This is a genomic window from Legionella qingyii (genome assembly GCF_003184185.1).
On sequence record NZ_QHJG01000026.1, the window covers coordinates 50,422 to 68,537 of the forward strand.

Genomic DNA, 18,116 nt, shown 5'->3' on the forward strand with positions numbered 1-18,116 from the left:
GCTTAACCTTTCTCATTGCGAGAGAGGTTAGCTAGCATATATTCATACCAATTCAAAATGCACCAAACCTGTCTATTTTTGTAACGAATATCCTTCATCAAGCCAGCCTTGTACTCCAGTTTCCAATGATAAGACATTTGTATAACCCATTTTTTGTAAGTTTTCTGCAACCAAGGCACATCGAAAACCTCCACTACAATATACAACGACTTGGGAACTTAGGTCCGGAATTTTTTTCTCAATATCTCGTTCAATAACTCCTTTGCTTAAGTGAATTGCAGTTGGAATATAGCCTGTATCCCATTCATTAAGCTCGCGCACATCAATGAGATGCATCGGTTCATGGCGGTCAAGTTTTTCTTTTAATGCTTTTGGAGTTATTTCTTTAATTCGACTTTTGGATTCAGCAACCAATTTTAAAAATCCTTGCGCATGCTGTTTCATTTCCCTCTCCTAACGTTAAGTTTTATCTTATGTTCCATAATTTATTGCAATTTTTAATCTCTATTTACATACATTCCCAGCAAGAACAATATTTACACTTAATGCTATAATTATAATCAAAGAATCTAAGTTCGATTATTTTAAATCGTTGGAGTGTTCTTGATGAAAGCAAAACAATTTTTTAGCCATGTAAGGCAACCTCGCAAAGGTGAGTACTCATACTCCAATGTTGTATTAGATTATCTAAATACTCGACAAAGTTCAATTTTAAAAGATTTTAAAGCGGTTTATAAAACAAATTTGCATTCGAGGCATGATACATTTCCAAATTTTGTTGCACATCTAGAAAAGAACAATAAAAAAAATCTGATATTTAGAGGTATGAGCAATAATGAAGTAGCCGATTTTCTAAAAATGAAAAAGTTTTTATGCGCACCCAGCAAAAAGAAACAAGATCATTATAACATTCCTGAACATGTTATTCTTAATAACACAACCAGATTTGGTTCGTTTACACCCTCATTACAAGTTGGTGGAACTTATGCAAGTATGAGTACCATTGTACCCAGCACCGGAGCAATTGTCACAACCAATCTGCCACCTTTTTTTGTTAATCCAAAAGAGATACTGGGTACTCACGAAGAGCTATATAAACGTTATAAAAAACGTTATGACTTAGAAACTGAAATGCATACTGAATTCCAAGGGCTTACGGACGTTTTGGAAACGGCAGCAAAAAACATTGAAATTACTATGATTAGAAATTTTGGTAAAAAATATGTTGGATTAGGAATACACGATGTAAAACAAATTCATCTTCTAACAGTTCCAGGTCAATTATTATGTAATTGGACAAGCATCAAGACTCCTTTACATGAAGTAAGCTTTGAAAATCCAGGATACAAACTTAGAGTTTGCTCTGTTAAAGTAGGTTTTGCAGAGCATGATGCTTATCTTGCTGATGAATTTGAGTTAGTTAATCAAAGAAATCGTGATATGGGACTTATTCCTCCTGATGGCAGAGTGATTACGATGCATGAAGCAAAATACTTAGCCAAATCTGGCATATTGGAAATACTTAACAGTATGTATGAAAATGATGATGAAACATATGTATTTTCACATGTACCGAGCAATATTCCAGTTAACGATATGGACGCCATTCGAGATCATATGATGAAAACAATTGAGGCATTACCTTACATGAGAAAAATAGGTCCTAAAATAGAAGAAATTACTGATGAGGAACCCCAAAAAGAAGGACCTGAACTAGGTTAATTTATATAAGCTCATACTACAGGCTAATGATCAAGTAACGAGTAGGAGTTTTTCGTTATAGAATATCCTTGGATTTTTAGGGACTGTTGCCAATTCACCTCGCCGCCGAAGTGCCCCAGATGAGTTGGCAACATTCCCTGGGATTTGATTTTTAAATAGATAATATTTTTTTTAGCACAATTGCATCTTCAACATGGTTATTTTCTATATAGTAAGCTGGTTTAATTTCAATTTGTTCAAATCCCATGCTTTTATAAAGATGTAATGCTGCTTTATTACTAGGTCTCACTTCAAGAACCACATAATCAATATGCTGTGATTCAATTAATGAATGCAGTACTCTTTCTAAGAACTGCCGCCCATAACCTTTTGATTGAAAAGATTTAGCTATACAGAAATTTAAAATATGGCAGCTCTTATTACTATGTCTAGAAATAATATAACCACCAATAATTAGACTATTTTCAACATCTACTTCAAATACACGACAATCATACCCTACACGTACACAATCCCTTAAAATGTCCCTATACCAAGGAGCAATATGAACATCTTTTTCAATTGCATAAACTTTATCAATATCTGATTCATTCATGCTGCGAATATTAAGTGTCATCCTTGTCACTCCTAAACAAATAATCATACCCCGGTAATGAAGTGCTGTCCCGGTGATTATTGCAATAATTTTCCATGTTGCGTCGCCCGTACTGCTATTAAGTTCAAGATTTTTGTCACCCCGCAAAGGCTCTAAAAATGGATCTCCGCATTCGCGGAGATGACAAAGAGTATAGTCCAAATCACTTAACTTAATGGCAGCACCACTTCGCTGCACCCAGATTGTGTATTACATACTATTCATTAGTTTTTTTCTTTTTTGGCAAATATAGATCAGTAATTGTTCCTTCAAATGCCTCCGCAGCTTGAGCAATAGTCTCAGAAAGTGTCGGATGAGGATGTATTGTTAAAGCAATATCTTCAACATCACAACACATTTCAATAGCTAATGCCGCTTCAGCTATTAAGTCACCGGCATTAATTCCAACAATTCCTGCACCTAATATTCGATTCGTATCAGGGCAGAACAATAATTTAGTCATCCCTTCTTCACGCCCCATACTAAGAGCACGACCACTTGCAGCCCAGGGGAAAGTAGCCTTTTCATAACGTATACTTTTTTCTTTAGCTTCTTTTTCAGTTAGACCCGCCCAAGCAATCTCTGGATCGGTATAAGCGACACTTGCAATACACTTAGGGTCAAAGTAATGTTTTTTACCCGCAATAACTTCCGCAGCAACTTTTCCTTCAGGAATTGCTTTATGTGCGAGCATTGGTTGTCCAACAACGTCACCAATAGCAAAAATATGTGATACATTCGTCCTTTGTTGATTGTCTACTTTGATAAAACCACGCTCATCAACTTTTATTCCAGCTTTTTCTGCATCAATTGCACCACCATTAGGTTTTCTACCAACAGCAACAAGAACCTGTTGAAAACAAAGTGGCTTGTCTGTTGCATGTTCACCTTCCATTGAGACATAAATACCATCTTTTTTGGCTTCAACGGCAGTTACTTTGGTTTTCAAAAGGAATTTAACACCCTTCTTCTGCATGCGTTTTTGCAAAACATTAACCAAATCAAAATCAGCACCTGGGATCAATTGATCCATAAATTCAACAACAGTTACTTCAACACCTAAAGATGCATAAACTGTAGCCATTTCCAGACCAATAATTCCTCCACCCAAAACCAACAAATTTCCTTTAATATCAGCAAGTTCTAAAGCACCTGTTGAACTAAAAATTCGTTTATCTTCGGGAATAAAAGGTAAGTTAATGGATTCAGAACCTACTGCAATGATTGCATTTTCGAATTCAACGTCCACTGCCCCATCTTTAGTAGCGACAGTTACTTGATGCGTACCTGAAAACTTACCTAAACCTGTAACGACTTCGACTTTACGCTGTTTTGCTAATGTCTTCAAACCACCTGTTAATTTGGATACTACTGAATTTTTCCATGCAACGATTTTTTTACTATCCAACTTGGGTTTTCCAAAGCTAACACCTTGTTCGGACATTTCATGAGCTTCATCAACAACTTTTGCAATATGCAATAATGCCTTGGAAGGGATGCAACCTACGTTCAAGCAAACACCACCTAGTGAATCATAACGCTCGACCAATACTACCTTTTTTCCCAAATCTGCTGCTCTAAATGCCGCTGTGTATCCACCAGGGCCGCTTCCTAATACAACGACATCTGCTTTTATTTTGTTAGCCATTACAAGCCTCTTCAATTAGATATTATAAAAAAAATTAGAGTAAAATTCGTCTTATATCACTTAAGCAATCGCAAATAAAACGAGTAAAACGCGCCGCCTCAGCCCCATCTATAACACGATGATCATAAGAGAGAGACAAAGGCAGCATTAACCTTGGTTGGAAGGTACCATTTTCATAGACGGGTTTTATTTCCGAGCGAGATAATCCAAGGATAGCTACTTCAGGACTATTCACTATAGGTGTAAATGCTGTACCACCAATTCCACCTAAGCTGGAAATAGTAAAGCATCCTCCTGACATATCTGTTGGCATTAAGCCTTTATCTCGGGCTTTGGTACTTAAACGTGTCATTTCAGCCGCAATTTCAGCAACAGTTAACTTATCGACATTTTTGATAACAGGGACAACCAAACCGTTCGGTGTTTCTACAGCAATACCTATATTGCAATATTTTTTATAAATAAGATTGGCGCCAGTGGCATCTAAAGATGCATTAAATTGAGGGAATGTTTTTAATGCTTTACTGACTACGGCACAAACGAATGCCAGCAATGTCAGTTTATATCCTTTTTCTTTAGCATGCTCTGATTCAGATTTCCTGAATGCTTCAACATTGGTAATGTCTGCTGCATCAAACTGGGTGACATGAGGGATTGTTATCCAAGATCGATGAACATTAACTCCAGTAAGCCTTTTAATTTTATTAAGTGGCTTGGTTTCAATGTCACCAAATTGAGAAAAGTCAATTACGGGGTTAGGTGGAATGCCAAAAGAACCTTGATTTGGTTGTTCGCTAAGACGCCTTTTCACATAAGCTTGTACATCTTCTTTAGTAATACGATCTTTACGACCACTACCTTTAACTTCCGCCAGATTCACACCAAATTCTCGAGCTAAGCGTCTTACTGCAGGGCCTGCAGCAATTAATTTTGAAGAATCTACTTGCTCAGTAAGAACTGGTTGCTGGGAAGTTGCTTCGATTTTATTAAACTCTATTGCGCTTGATGTTTCAGGAGAACTTGCTGGCTTCTGCTCAGCTGCAGGCGCTATTTTTTCTTCCGCTTGCGAGCCATTTTCTGTAGCAACTAAAAGAATCAAATCACCTTCAGATACCTTATCACCTACTTTAACATTTAGTTTAGTAACTTTTCCTGATACCGGTGAAGGAATCTCCATACTGGCTTTATCTGATTCCAAAGTAATGAGTGGGGTATCCACCTCAATTTGCTCCCCAACTTCAACCATTACCTCAATCACGTCAACATGGCTTGCGCCACCTATATCGGGAATTTTAACTTCCTTTACCTGTTCAGATTTCTTTTCTTGTGAAACCATAGGCTCATTTTTCTCAACATTGACAGGTTCTATTTTAGAAGCTTGAGCTTGAATTTCATTTTCTTTTTCAATATTCGCTTTTTCTTCAATTGTGGCAAAAAGAATCACATCACCTTCAGATACTTTATCACCTACTTTAATATTCAGTTTTGTGACTTTCCCAGCAACTGGAGAAGGAATTTCCATGCTAGCTTTATCTGATTCTAAAGTAACGAGTGGAGTATCAACTTCTACTTGATCTCCTACTTGAACCATTATTTCAATCACATCAACCTGAGTCGCTCCACCAATATCAGGAATCTTAACTTCTATTTCGTTTGACATGTCTTTCCTCAAAAGGTTACTCAGTGTATTCAAATCATGACTGTGTTGGAAACATACCTAAGCGATTACTGTATGTTCCAATACAATCACAACCTGGATTACTAAGCCTACTATATACTTTTAATTCTAATGATTAACCGGATTTAATTTATCAGGATTAATGTTATAGCGCTTCATGGCATCCACAACTTTGGATTTATCGATACTGCCCTCAGCGACTAAAGCATTCAATGCCGCTAGAACGATAAATTTAGCATCTACTTCAAAGAAATGACGTAAACGTTCTCTCGTATCACTTCTTCCATAACCATCAGTACCCAAAGTTATATAGTGATTAGGTACAAACGGTCTAATTTGATCTGCATAAATTCTTAAATAATCTGTTGCAGCAATCACAGGTCCTGGTCTACCTTCTAATTGAGTTGTAACATAACTTTTTTGTTCCTTTTCCTTAGGATGCATTGCATTATAGCGTTCCACAGCTAAACCATCCCTTCTTAATTCATTAAAGCTTGTAACACTCCAAATATCTGCAGTCACACCATAATCATCTTTTAACATTTGTGCTGCTTTAATTACTTCACGCAGAATGGTACCACTTCCCATTAGCTGTACATGTTGTTTCGATTTCTTCTTGGTTTCTTGCAATACATACATTCCTTTAATGATTCCCTCTTCAACCCCTTTTGGCATATCTGGATGCATGTAGTTTTCATTCATTACTGTAATGTAATAAAAAATATTTTCCTGCTTCTCATACATACGATACAAACCGTTTTGAATGATCACAGCAAGTTCATAAGCATAAGTAGGATCATAAGAGACACAATTTGGAATTGTTGAAGCGTATAAATGACTATGTCCATCTTGATGTTGTAACCCTTCGCCAGCAAGTGTTGTTCGTCCAGCAGTTCCGCCTAATAGAAATCCTCTGGCCTGCATATCCCCTGCAGCCCATGCCAAATCGCCAATACGTTGAAATCCAAACATTGAATAATAAATATAAAATGGGATCATAGCCAATTTGTTCGAACTGTAAGAGGTCGCTGCGGCAATCCACGAGCAAAAAGCTCCTGCCTCATTAATTCCTTCCTCAAGAATTTGTCCATCTTTTGCTTCACGATAAAACATGACTTGTTCATGATCTACCGGTGTATAAAGTTGACCAACTGGAGAATAAATACCGATTTGTCTAAATAAACCTTCCATCCCAAAAGTTCTACATTCATCAGGAACGATTGGAACGATACGTGAACCGATTTCCTTACTTCTCAACAAGGTTGAAAGAATACGCACAAATGCCATCGTTGTTGAAATTTCACGGTCACCTAACCCTTTGGTAACTGCTGAAAACTCAGCTAGGTCAGGAGCCTTTAGAGGATCAACTTTGGTAGTGCGTGAGGGCAAATACCCGCCCAACATTTCTCTTTGTTTTTTAATATATTTAATTTCGGGACTATCATCTGCAGGTTTATAAAATGGTATTTCTGCAATTTGGTCATCACTGATAGGAATACTAAATCGATCTCTGAATGCCTTCAGTTGATCCACAGTCATCTTCTTTTGCTGGTGGGTAATATTTTGACCTTCACCAGCTGCTCCCATTCCATAGCCTTTAATTGTTTTTGCTAAAATAACCGTTGGCGATCCTTTATGTTCCACAGCTTTAGCATAGGCAGCATAAACTTTTTGAGGATCATGGCCACCTCGATTCAATCTCCAGATTTCTTCATCTGAATAATTCTCGACCATTTTCTTTAATTCTGGATATTCATTAAAGAAATGTTGTCGGACATAGGCACCATTATTTGCTTTGTAAGCTTGATAGTCACCATCAACACACTCTTCCATGCGTTTTTGCAACCAGCCATCCTTATCACGCGCAAGCAATGGATCCCAGCGTCCACCCCAAATGACTTTAATTACATTCCAACCGGCACCACGGAATAATCCTTCTAGTTCTTGAATAATTTTGCCATTGCCACGTACTGGGCCATCAAGTCGCTGTAAATTACAATTCACAACAAAAATAAGATTATCAAGTTTTTCTCGTGCGGCAATGCTTAAAGCCCCTACTGACTCAGGCTCATCCATTTCACCATCACCAAGAAATGCCCATACTTTTCTATTTTCGTTATTAATTAACCCTCGATTTTCTAGATATTTTAAAAATCGGGCTTGATAAATAGCTTGTAAAGGGCCTAATCCCATAGATACAGTAGGAAATTGCCAAAACTCACTCATCAACCAAGGATGTGGGTATGAAGATAAACCATCAACCTCTACTTCTTGTCTGAATTTACTTAATTGCTCTTCTGTCAGTCGTCCCTCAAGGAAGGCACGTGCGTAAATACCGGGGGAAGAATGACCTTGGATATATAGTAAATCACCGCCATGCTCACCATTTGGTCCTTTAAAAAAGTAATTAAAACCTGTTTCATACAAAGTAGATGATGAAGCATAAGAGGCAATATGTCCACCTAGTTCAGGAGCATATTTTCCTGCACGCAATACCATTGCCACAGCATTCCAACGAATCAATGCGCTAATCCGTTTGCCAATACCTTCATCGGGAGGTATTTGCTTTTCTTCATGCAAATTAATGGTATTTCTGTAAGGTGTATTAATTGAACTGGCTAAGTTGACCCCTTCCGCATTCGCTTTATTAAGAAGCTGTTTTAAAAGAAAAGCTCCTCGTTGGGGACCATCATTGATTAATACAGCTTGCAGGGCATCCAGCCATTCACGTGTTTCTATAGGATCCAAATCTAAATTATTTTCATTTGCCATGAAAGTGTTCCCCGAAATCTATTAAACTCAATAAGGTACAGCTTGTAATTTTTTTGGAATTACACCCGTGCAACCTTTCTTACAAATTGTGAAATCTGATAAGCAATCACATGTTACTTTGCGGCATTGTAGTGGATCGCGGTAAGAATTCAACTCACGCATCACCTTTTTGCCTTCAACTTTCCGCTCATGCACATATTTTGCAAAATTTTTTTCTGCTTCCCTTTGAGATGCATGGGAACATGTTGAGCAATTATTAACACAATTTTGTCTACAAAAATCAAAATGTTGCACACAAGTCCTATTACATTGTTCTAATGTTTGGCCTTTTAGTGCATTTTGTTGCAATCCATGACAACCGCCAAGCAGTAATATTATAGTGCAACAAACTAGCCGCAAAAAAGAATTCATATAGATAATATCCACAAAATTATTATGTAGCTTAACTACGTTAGCTCAATACCACTGTTAACTCATCTACAACCAGGTAATTAATGTAAATAAAGCAATAAAAACCAACATAACAATAATTGCATGTTCAACCAATCCCTCTGCTACTGGCATAGGAATTTCTTCTGTTTCATTTGTTTTAACTGCTTGTAATCCACATTCACGTAACATGTCACTATTTACATCAGGTTTAGCAAGAAAGTAACTGGCGAATAAAGAAAAACCTCGTTGGAAATTTCCCACAAGTAAAAAAAGTAATACGGTTATGCGAGCAGGAATCCATTCTAGCAAATCAGTAATTTCATTTGCTTGCTCACCGACGAAATGAATATCACGACATAAAGTAATCAATCGGTATGCCAATGCGCCAATAGGCCCAGCGATGATATACCAAAATACAAGAGAAAATAATTGTCTATTGACTAAAATAAAATAGTCCCCTACGAGCTCTTGGTTGCTCTTGACTTCTGATTGTACTATTGGATAAAAAAGATTTTGAGGGCCAAGGCAATAAAAGAAAATCACCAAACTTAAAAGAAATCCCATCAAACCAAATACTATAGGATGCAGTAATAGATAAATGATGGATACAAGCAGTAAAATAGGCACTATCATTAACGCCAAGAGCGCCCATGGATTATTAAGAACACTATGCTTATCGCCTACATTTTTGATTTTTTGACAATAATCTGAAAACCAATAAAATCGCTGGTAGGAAATAGAGTGAATCAAAAAACGTTCACTTAATAAACACAATAATATTACTAATAATTTCATTATTTAATCCTTACGCATTTTATCAGAGAATGCTATGGGGGTTGGGTATTTCAATACAACAAAATAGGATGACACGATAAAGGTTAAAATAGTAGTTGCTTGAATTAAATTTGAAGCTTTATCCGAAATAAGCTGAGTGCTTAAAGCAATGCTAGCTACAAGCAATGAAAACTCACTCGCTTGTCCTAAACGAATACCCACCTCTTTCGCAACATGTTTTTTTTCGCCAGATTTTCCAAGAAGCAAATAAAATAAAACCGGTTTAAACAGCAACACTAAAGCAGATAAAATAAGCGCAGGAATTACAACTTGCTGGGCCAAACCAAAGTTAAAAGTTGCCCCAATTGAAAAGAAAAACATAACCAGGAAAAAATCCCTTAAAGGCTTGAGGCTCTCTGCAATAAAAAGGGAAATTGGGCTTGCTGCCAACGCAACTCCAGCAATAAAAGCACCAATATCTTCTGAAAGACCCATCTTTTGCGCAAGAACAGACAAACCCAGGCACCAGCCAATTGATAATAAAAATACATATTCCTGAGTTCTGTCAAAACGAGCCAGTAACCGTATTAAAACATATTTCTCAAAAGCAAAAGCAAAAAGACACAATGCAGGTAAATTAATCCCTACTAAAATAATATCATCAATGGAAAAACCACCCGTTTGTTGAGCGCCATTAATTAAGATCAGTACAATGATTGCAATGACGTCCTGCATAAGCAACACGCTTATCATCACTTCGCCAGTATGTTGATGGTGCAGAATAGTCGTGGGTAATAATTTCAAACCAATTATAGTGCTTGAAAACATCATTGAAGCGCCCAAAATCCATGATTCGGTCACAGTTAATCCAAAGAATCTGCCAATCCAATATGCAGTCACAGCAAACATAACAGAACTAATTAAAGCAATCCAGGTAACTTTCTTTAACATGTGCACGAGATTTTGTGGTTGCAAATGCAATCCAAGCAGGAATAATAGGAAAACTATTCCAACATCACCAATTTGTTTGACAATACTCACATCAGATACAAGTTTTAGACCCCATGGTCCAAATACTGCGCCGAGAAGGATATACGCAACCAGCAAAGATTGTTTGGTATAAAGAACCAGGGTTGATAAAAATGCAGCGCCTGCGAAAATTAAGAATATTGTATAAAACACAGAGCCATCATGCATTGATTTTGTACCTCAATATTAAAATAAAACCGACTTTAATTAAAAAAAAACTGTAAGCCTGAATAAGCGCAAAAAAACAAGAAGTTGAATACAAATAAAGAGCGTATACTGTGCTTTTACCCAAGGCTACAATTTTATTACTATTAGTAATTCTAACGTTCTGAAAATTTGACGCAATAATTTTAACCATTAATCCATTAATTAGCTATCAATATTCAATATGAATCAAATCAAAACGGAAAAAGATCCCGTTACTCCATTAAGCGCTAATTTGTGCTTCAAACTATCGGCCATATTTTTTGAACCAAATGGACCAACCCTCACGATATAATGTTGCTTATAGTGTTCGATATAAACTGGAGATGGAGTGATACGTGCTAATTTATCTTTTAAGCGTTTTGCTAGAATTTCGGTTGTAAAAGCACCTGCCTGAAGATAATAATGCGCCTGCCCAGCCGGTCCCATTAATGTTTCAATTTCAACAGGTGCAGTTCCTTTCGGAAAGACTCCTAGTTTTAAAGCCGCAGCATAGGATAAATCGATAATTCTATCAGAATGAAATGGCCCTCGATCATTTACTTTAACAATTGCAACTTTTCCATTATTCAAATTTTTAACTTTTACATAAGTAGGTAAAGGTAAGGTCTTATGTGCAGCAGACATCACATACATATCATAAGGCTCACCACTTGAAGTTCTTTGTTTGTGGAATTTTGTTCCATACCAGGAAGCAATCCCCCTTGCTTTATATCCCGTTGAACTCCTCATCACTTGATATGAGCGACCATCAACAGAATATTCTGATATGTTGCCATATCGACTTAAAGGTTCCTTGGCGGGCACAGGTTCCTTAAAACTGATATGCCTCAATTTAGTGGGTGCTCCATCTTGAACTTGAGTATATCGATTCCCTTTGTTCTTATAACGATTATATATGGAATTATTGGAATTCTTATTATTTTGAGTTACTTGTCGTGTAGGCTGCTTTGTTTTTGATGATGCAGAATCAAGAGACTGATTTGTAGTTTGACAACCTGCTAATATAATCGTCACGGCAATAAGTATCTTTCGCATAATTTCTAGTTTTAATTATTGTTTTCTGGCTAATATACAGAAATATCAGATAATTTCGAAGATTTATTTTATTTTGGAAAAAATTTCATTATTTTTCATCTGCTATTTTGTTGCCTGCAAAAGGCTGTGGTAGTACTATATCCACATTTTTGTAATCGGACTAGATAACAACATGACAAGAACAACGTCTATTTTATTGACAACACTGTTTATCATTACTTTATTTGTACAGTCAACTAACTCTATGGCTGAGGAAGGTACTTTACCAACAAAACCTACTGCAGATCTGGAAAGACCCTCACCTACGGTGAATAATAAACCTTTAGTTACTCCTGCAGCTCCAATGCTTAATGCCAAGGCCTACATACTGATCGATGTAAACAGTGGCAAAATTATTGCTGAGAAAAACAGTGAAGAGCGTTTGCCTCCCGCAAGCTTAACGAAAATGATGACGTTATATGTTATATCTAATGCCCTGCATCATGAACAAATTCATCTCACTGATAACGTTCGAGTGAGTCGTGATGCCTGGAAAATAGGTGGTTCTCGCATGTTTATCAAAGAGGGCCAACAAGTTCCTGTTGAAGACCTGCTCAAAGGGATTATCGTAGACTCAGGCAATGATGCATGTGTTGCTATGGCAGAACATGTTGGTGGCACTGAAAATTCATTCACTGATCTTATGAATCAGCAGGCTCAAAACCTTGGAATGAAAAACAGTCATTTTACTGATAGTACTGGTTTGCCTGACCCTAATCTATATACCACCGCAAAAGATTTAGCGATCCTTGGAAGAGCATTAATTGTTGATTTCCCTCAATATTATGATTGGTATAAGCAAAAATGGTTTACCTATAATGGCATTCGTCAACCCAATAGAAATCGCTTGTTATGGCGCGATAATCAAGTGGATGGTATAAAGACTGGTCATACGAATGAAGCAGGTTTTTGTCTTGTATCCTCTGCAAAACGAGACAATATGCGTTTACTTGCTGTTGTCCTTGGTGAACCAAGCGACTCTTCTCGTGCTGATGATAGTGAAAAACTACTAAACTATGGTTTTAGATTTTTTGAAACACATCAGCTTTATAAGTCAGGACAATCAATTTCCGAGCTTCCACTTTATAAAGGGAGTGTTGATAAGATAACTGTAGGCTTAAATGAAGATCAATACATTACTATTCCTACTGGCCAGTATCAACGTCTTAATATTTCTACTAAAGTTCCCTCATACCTGGAGGCACCAATTAAGAAAGGTGATAAAATAGGTGATTTGGTGGTTCAATTTGATAATAACGTTGTATCAACCCGACCTCTTTATGCTTTGCAAGATGTTGAATCAGGTGGTATTTATACTCGAACAAAAGACTCAATCCGTTTGGCTTTTAAACGCTGGTTTGGCTCTTAGGATTTATAGGGTATAAGGATGGAAAAAACAACTTTAATTGAATTTCCCTGTTATTTTCCTATAAAAATAATAGGGAATAATTCAACTGTCTTTCTTGAAGAGATCAGAGAAATTACCGTCACACACTTTCCTAATATTGCGGAAGATGCGCTGACTCATAAAATGAGTAAAGATTCGAATTATTTAGCTATAACTGTTACTGTTTATGCTGAAAATCAAGAGATACTGGATACATTTTATAGAGCCATTACGCAGCATCCAGAAGTAAAAATGGTTCTATAATGAAAATACGACAGCTAGGTATTCAAAATTACAATGATGTTTGGCTGCAAATGAAAGAATTTACACAAAACCGTGATGTAAATACCCAAGATGAACTTTGGTTATTAGAACACTCCCCTGTCTATACGCAAGGACAAGCAGGTAAACCCGAACACATACTTAATCCTGCATCCATACCCGTTGTGCAATCAGATCGAGGAGGACAAGTAACCTACCATGGACCAGGCCAGCTCGTTGCCTATGTTTTAATGGATATCAGTAGGAAAAACCTAGGTATAAGATCATTGGTGAGTCAATTAGAACAGATCTTAATTTCTGTTCTTGCACAGTATCAAATAGAAGGTTCTATTCGTTGTGGAGCACCTGGGGTTTATGTTAATGATAAAAAAATAGCCTCAATCGGTTTAAGAGTAAAAAATGGTTGTACTTATCACGGAATTGCACTTAATGTTGATATGGACTTAAAACCTTTTTCAGGAATAAATCCATGTGGATTTGCAAAAATGGAAATGACTCAAATAAGCAAGTTTGTTCCATCTGTGCAAATAGAGGAAGTAAATCAGCATTTCGTGCAATATTTTCTGCAACAATTTTATCCCTGAAATAAATATGAACTTGTTCGTAGATTATGTACAGCCACTTACTGACTGGTTGCAACAGAACCCTCACTGGTCTTTATTTATCACGTTTTTAATTTCCCTGACTGAGTCTCTAGCGATTGTGGGTAGTATTGTACCTGGCAGTGTTACCATGACTGCCATTGGAATACTTGCGGGCTCAGGGATTATGCGTATTGATCTTACGTTATTATCTGCGATTTTAGGAGCGGTTGCTGGTGATAGTCTTAGTTATCTCCTGGGGTATTACTATAGTGACCGGTTGACTGAAATTTGGCCATTTAGTAAGTATCCACGTTGGCTACAATATGGCAAAGATTTTTTTGAAACACACGGTGGTAAAAGTGTACTAATTGGTCGCTTTGTGGGTCCTCTACGCTCAATTATTCCCGTCATTGCAGGTATACTGCATATGAAGCAATGGCGATTTTTTGTAGCAAATGTTATATCAGCGATTGGCTGGTCTCTTTTATACATAATGCCTGGTGTTGCAATAGGAGCTGCGAGTCATGAACTATCCACTGAAAGTGCAACGCGCTTATTTATATTAATTCTTATTTTGCTTGCTGGACTTTGGTTTATTAGTTTATTTATAAAACGAATAATTGGATTATTAAGTTCTATTTTAAAATTACACTTACACACCTTTTGGCTAAAGCTAAAAAATAACTCTATTTTTGTTTATGTGTATCAGGTAATTACACCTCGTGGCGAATCAAATCACTATCACACTGCTGCCATTGTATTGATAACTGTCATTTGTCTGCTTTTTTTCCTTATCCTCTTAGGCTTAACTGCATCGACTCAATATCTAACGTTGGTTAATTATCCAGCTTATTTATTCTTACAAAGTTTTAACACACCAACATTAAAAATATTTTTTATCTTTTGTAGTCAATTAGCCTCTACAACAACGATAATCAGTCTCTTTATCATTTGTTGTTGCTGGTTTATTTACAGCAAAAATAAAGCGGCAGTTATTTATTTATCTAGCCTCACTATATTTAGTATTTTATTAGCCCTATCACTTGGATATTTTATTCATAGCCCAAGGCCTGCTGGATTATTGATTGTGATGCCTGGTTCTTCATTTCCCGCAGTTAATCTTTTGATTGCTACAGCATTGTATGGATTTATTTTATTTTACATCAATAATACCTACGACTTGTTCATCAACATGTCAAAGCCTGTTGTATACTCTGTTCTTGGCTTGAGTGGTTTAGGTGCTCTTTATTTAGGAGATTATTGGCTTACAGATATTTTAGCATCCTACTTTGCCGGTACAGCAATTTGCTTAATTCACTGCTTGATTTATAGAAAATCTAATATTCTGCAAAAAAAAGCAATACCTTCAGTATTAATGATTTCTCTGCTTTTTATCGGAGTTCTTTTATCTTCATTTGGATCCACTTATCTGAATTTTAAAACTATATCTTATAGCCATACGCCCTATCATAAAAAATTTACTTTGAGCGAAAAAACATGGTGGGAACAAGAGAAGCCTACTCTACCCATTTATCAATTCAGTAGGATAGGTAAGCGAATTAGTTTATTAAACCTTCAATTCTCAGGTAATTTGGATACGTTGCAAAGTAATCTTGAAAAAAATGGATGGAAATCACACACAGATTCATTTTTTACCAACTTACTTCGACGAATAAGTCAAAAACCAAATAGCATTAAACTGCCATTACTTACTCAGTTATATGAGAATAAAGCACCTATGCTGATCATGACCTATACAGATCAACAAACCAAGTTATCTTTGGAATTAAGAATTTGGGAATCAAGTTTTAACTTCTTAGAATCAAACCAACCCCTATGGATTGGTAGTGTGCATCCGTCCAATCGCCCGAACAAGCAAATGAGTAATCAGGGCTATTTTCCAAACCCAATCAACCCACTAAATTATATGTTTAAATCTGAAAATCCTTTTGCAGTTAAACAAATCAAATTGCCAGAGACTATGATTAAAACAACAATATATCCAACACAGCCCTACTTAACGCTTATTAAAGAAAAATGCATCGACAATACCAATACCTATTAATAAATTGACAGGCTTAACTCATTAAGATAATTTGTTTGGACATTTTGTCCGGATGTACTTCAGAATCATATCTTTCCTTCAAGATAATTCATTTTAAAACTCTGGTATGGACAGCGTGACTATAGTTCATGAAACCAAAGCTCAAGCCACCCATAATCTATACATATACGAAAAATACTGTTATAACTATATAGTTTTAAAGTAAATATCACTTAATTTTGAGAGTATGGCTCAAATGTATACACTGGGAAAATTAATACAAAGTCTTTTTCCATTAATTGCTCTAGTACTCTTTATTATTGGAATTAAAAGAAAAGCTATTTATTACATCATTTCATCTCTTTGGCTTAGCCTTATTGCGCTACTCATTCATTTTCAGTTCTCTGGAAATCAAATTTTTGGAACCTATTTTAACTATCTTAATGCCGGAATCTATTCGTTTAATTTACTTATCTTGCTACTTGCCTTAATACTAGTCATATCGCATTTAAGTATAAATGGTCCTACTTTTAAATACACATATACCTTGATTAATGCATTTTTAGTTGTAGGAGCATTTATTGTTATTAGTAATCTGTGGATTAATGCTTTTTTTATAGAAAATAAGATGGAAGGAACGCCCATAATGCAAGTGGCTCTCTTTGAAAAACCTGGGTATTGCGATAGTAAGTATGTATTTTATAAAATTGATAGTGACAGCTCAGTCGCGTATCTTTGTCCAAACCATTATGGTTTATTACCCTCCATAGGACATTTAGCAACGAGTCCCGATTTCATTGCGACACAATTATCATTACCAATAAAAAAACAAATACTATTAAAACAAAAAAATAAAAGTTAAACGTATTGATACGTTCCAAGTAGAGAATCAATAAAATAGAATAAAGCACTACGTAATTTTATTTAAGAGAGAAGTCTGGGAGGTTAAATTGTTCTTTGCATTAATATTTGATAACATGCCAACAATCCATCACTCTAGTATTTCTATGAAACGGTTATTTGCATTTGTCATAATGATATTTAGCCTTAATTGCTATCCTATGGCTCCTAAGCTTAATTGGGATCAAGCAGTAGACCGAGCAATAAAACGATATGGCTTACGTGTTGAACCACAACTGAAATCTTATTTCTCCAAAGCAAAGGTAAGTTATCCCCCGAGTAATATTGCTTTACTTGCCTTTAAATCAGAAAGAAAAGTTGAACTCTGGGCTAAGAACTCTAATCAATCATGGAAACATATCCATGACTACCCTTTAACTGGATTCAGTGGTCGTCTAGGTCCTAAGTTACGTGAGAATGATAAACAAATTCCCGAGGGTGTCTATAAGTTAGTCAATTTTAATCCATTCAGTAGCATGCATTTGTCAATGATGATTAATTATCCCAATAATTTTGATAAACAAAAAGGTTATCAAGATGGGAGAAGAAATTTAGGCAATAATATTTTTATTCATGGGAAAAATTTATCTGTAGGTTGTTTAGCTGTAGGCGATCTTGCTATAGATCAGCTTTTTGTTTTGGCACGACGTGTTGGTTTAAATAATATTCAGGTAATTATTGCACCTAACGATTTGCGTAAAAGCAAGCCCTCTACCACCACATTTGCGCAGCCCCGATGGCTTCCTGAATTATATAAGCAAATTGCAGAATCATTAAAACCTTTTGATAAAGAAAAAAATTATACTGCTTAAAATCTAGGGGTCTAATAACATTTCATTTAGTTCCGCCTAATTCCCGCGCTTTATGCCTGAGAGATGGTCACAAAGAGTGACCATTATTTTTAAAAAAAGAATAATTTTTTTTGAAGTGCATGAAGATATGTGATCCA

General features: G+C 36.1%; 16 protein-coding genes. 7 read left to right on the plus strand and 9 right to left on the minus strand.

Going from position 1 to position 18,116, the window contains the following annotated elements; genetic code table 11:
- Positions 1 to 72: 72 nt before the first annotated feature.
- Entirely contained in the window at positions 73 to 444 is a 372-nt protein-coding gene (locus DGG96_RS14825; RefSeq protein ID WP_110143428.1) for a rhodanese-like domain-containing protein, read from the minus strand.
- Between the two features lie 162 nt (positions 445 to 606).
- Between DGG96_RS14825 and DGG96_RS14830 the strand changes: the two genes are divergently transcribed.
- Positions 607 to 1,722 carry a hypothetical protein gene (locus DGG96_RS14830; protein WP_110143429.1) on the plus strand — a complete coding sequence of 372 codons (1,116 nt, stop codon included), beginning with the start codon at positions 607 to 609 and terminating at the stop codon, positions 1,720 to 1,722.
- A 151-nt stretch (positions 1,723 to 1,873) separates the two neighbouring features.
- On the opposite strand, the gene rimI is transcribed toward DGG96_RS14830, so the two are convergent.
- The 8 genes from rimI to DGG96_RS14875 all read right to left on the minus strand — a co-directional run bounded on the left by rimI (position 1,874) and on the right by DGG96_RS14875 (position 11,931).
- Positions 1,874 to 2,338 (minus strand): ribosomal protein S18-alanine N-acetyltransferase, encoded by a 465-nt coding sequence (gene rimI, locus DGG96_RS14835; protein ID WP_110143444.1) that lies wholly within the window; start codon positions 2,336 to 2,338, stop codon positions 1,874 to 1,876.
- Between the two features lie 235 nt (positions 2,339 to 2,573).
- Positions 2,574 to 4,004, minus strand: coding sequence for a dihydrolipoyl dehydrogenase (lpdA, locus tag DGG96_RS14840; protein WP_110143430.1), 1,431 nt, complete (start codon positions 4,002 to 4,004; stop codon positions 2,574 to 2,576).
- A gap of 34 nt (positions 4,005 to 4,038) precedes the next feature.
- A complete protein-coding gene (aceF, locus tag DGG96_RS14845) occupies positions 4,039 to 5,664 on the minus strand; it encodes a dihydrolipoyllysine-residue acetyltransferase (protein WP_110143431.1) in 1,626 nt (541 codons plus the stop codon).
- 126 nt (positions 5,665 to 5,790) lie between these two features.
- The gene (gene aceE, locus DGG96_RS14850) at positions 5,791 to 8,454 is read right to left on the minus strand and encodes a pyruvate dehydrogenase (acetyl-transferring), homodimeric type (protein WP_165831625.1); all 2,664 of its coding nucleotides are present in this window, start codon (positions 8,452 to 8,454) and stop codon (positions 5,791 to 5,793) included.
- 27 nt (positions 8,455 to 8,481) lie between these two features.
- Entirely contained in the window at positions 8,482 to 8,865 is a 384-nt protein-coding gene (locus tag DGG96_RS14855) for an acyltransferase (RefSeq protein WP_110143433.1), read from the minus strand.
- Between the two features lie 66 nt (positions 8,866 to 8,931).
- The gene (locus DGG96_RS14860; RefSeq protein WP_110143434.1) at positions 8,932 to 9,681 is read right to left on the minus strand and encodes a hypothetical protein; all 750 of its coding nucleotides are present in this window, start codon (positions 9,679 to 9,681) and stop codon (positions 8,932 to 8,934) included.
- A 3-nt stretch (positions 9,682 to 9,684) separates the two neighbouring features.
- Complete coding sequence (locus DGG96_RS14865; RefSeq protein ID WP_110143435.1) at positions 9,685 to 10,857, minus strand: cation:proton antiporter; 1,173 nt, start codon at positions 10,855 to 10,857, stop codon at positions 9,685 to 9,687.
- Positions 10,858 to 11,082: 225 nt separating this feature from the next.
- A complete protein-coding gene (locus DGG96_RS14875) occupies positions 11,083 to 11,931 on the minus strand; it encodes a septal ring lytic transglycosylase RlpA family protein (protein WP_110143437.1) in 849 nt (282 codons plus the stop codon).
- Positions 11,932 to 12,103: 172 nt separating this feature from the next.
- Here DGG96_RS14875 and DGG96_RS14880 point away from each other — a divergent pair, with 172 nt between their 5' ends.
- The 6 genes from DGG96_RS14880 to DGG96_RS14905 all read left to right on the plus strand — a co-directional run bounded on the left by DGG96_RS14880 (position 12,104) and on the right by DGG96_RS14905 (position 17,979).
- Positions 12,104 to 13,339 carry a D-alanyl-D-alanine carboxypeptidase family protein gene (locus DGG96_RS14880; protein ID WP_165831626.1) on the plus strand — a complete coding sequence of 412 codons (1,236 nt, stop codon included), beginning with the start codon at positions 12,104 to 12,106 and terminating at the stop codon, positions 13,337 to 13,339.
- 18 nt (positions 13,340 to 13,357) lie between these two features.
- A complete protein-coding gene (locus tag DGG96_RS14885; protein WP_110143439.1) occupies positions 13,358 to 13,621 on the plus strand; it encodes an HP0495 family protein in 264 nt (87 codons plus the stop codon).
- Complete coding sequence (gene lipB, locus DGG96_RS14890; RefSeq protein ID WP_110143440.1) at positions 13,621 to 14,223, plus strand: lipoyl(octanoyl) transferase LipB; 603 nt, start codon at positions 13,621 to 13,623, stop codon at positions 14,221 to 14,223. Before DGG96_RS14885 ends, lipB begins: the two co-directional genes overlap by 1 nt.
- A 7-nt stretch (positions 14,224 to 14,230) precedes the next feature.
- Positions 14,231 to 16,288: a bifunctional DedA family/phosphatase PAP2 family protein gene (locus tag DGG96_RS14895; RefSeq protein WP_110143441.1), complete on the plus strand. Its 2,058-nt coding sequence runs from the start codon at positions 14,231 to 14,233 to the stop codon at positions 16,286 to 16,288.
- 235 nt (positions 16,289 to 16,523) lie between these two features.
- On the plus strand, positions 16,524 to 17,129 hold the full coding sequence (locus tag DGG96_RS14900; RefSeq protein WP_110143445.1) for a type I secretion system protein LssZ: 606 nt from the start codon (positions 16,524 to 16,526) through the stop codon (positions 17,127 to 17,129).
- Positions 17,130 to 17,274: 145 nt separating this feature from the next.
- The gene (locus DGG96_RS14905; protein WP_110143446.1) at positions 17,275 to 17,979 is read left to right on the plus strand and encodes a L,D-transpeptidase family protein; all 705 of its coding nucleotides are present in this window, start codon (positions 17,275 to 17,277) and stop codon (positions 17,977 to 17,979) included.
- Positions 17,980 to 18,116 lie beyond the last annotated feature (137 nt).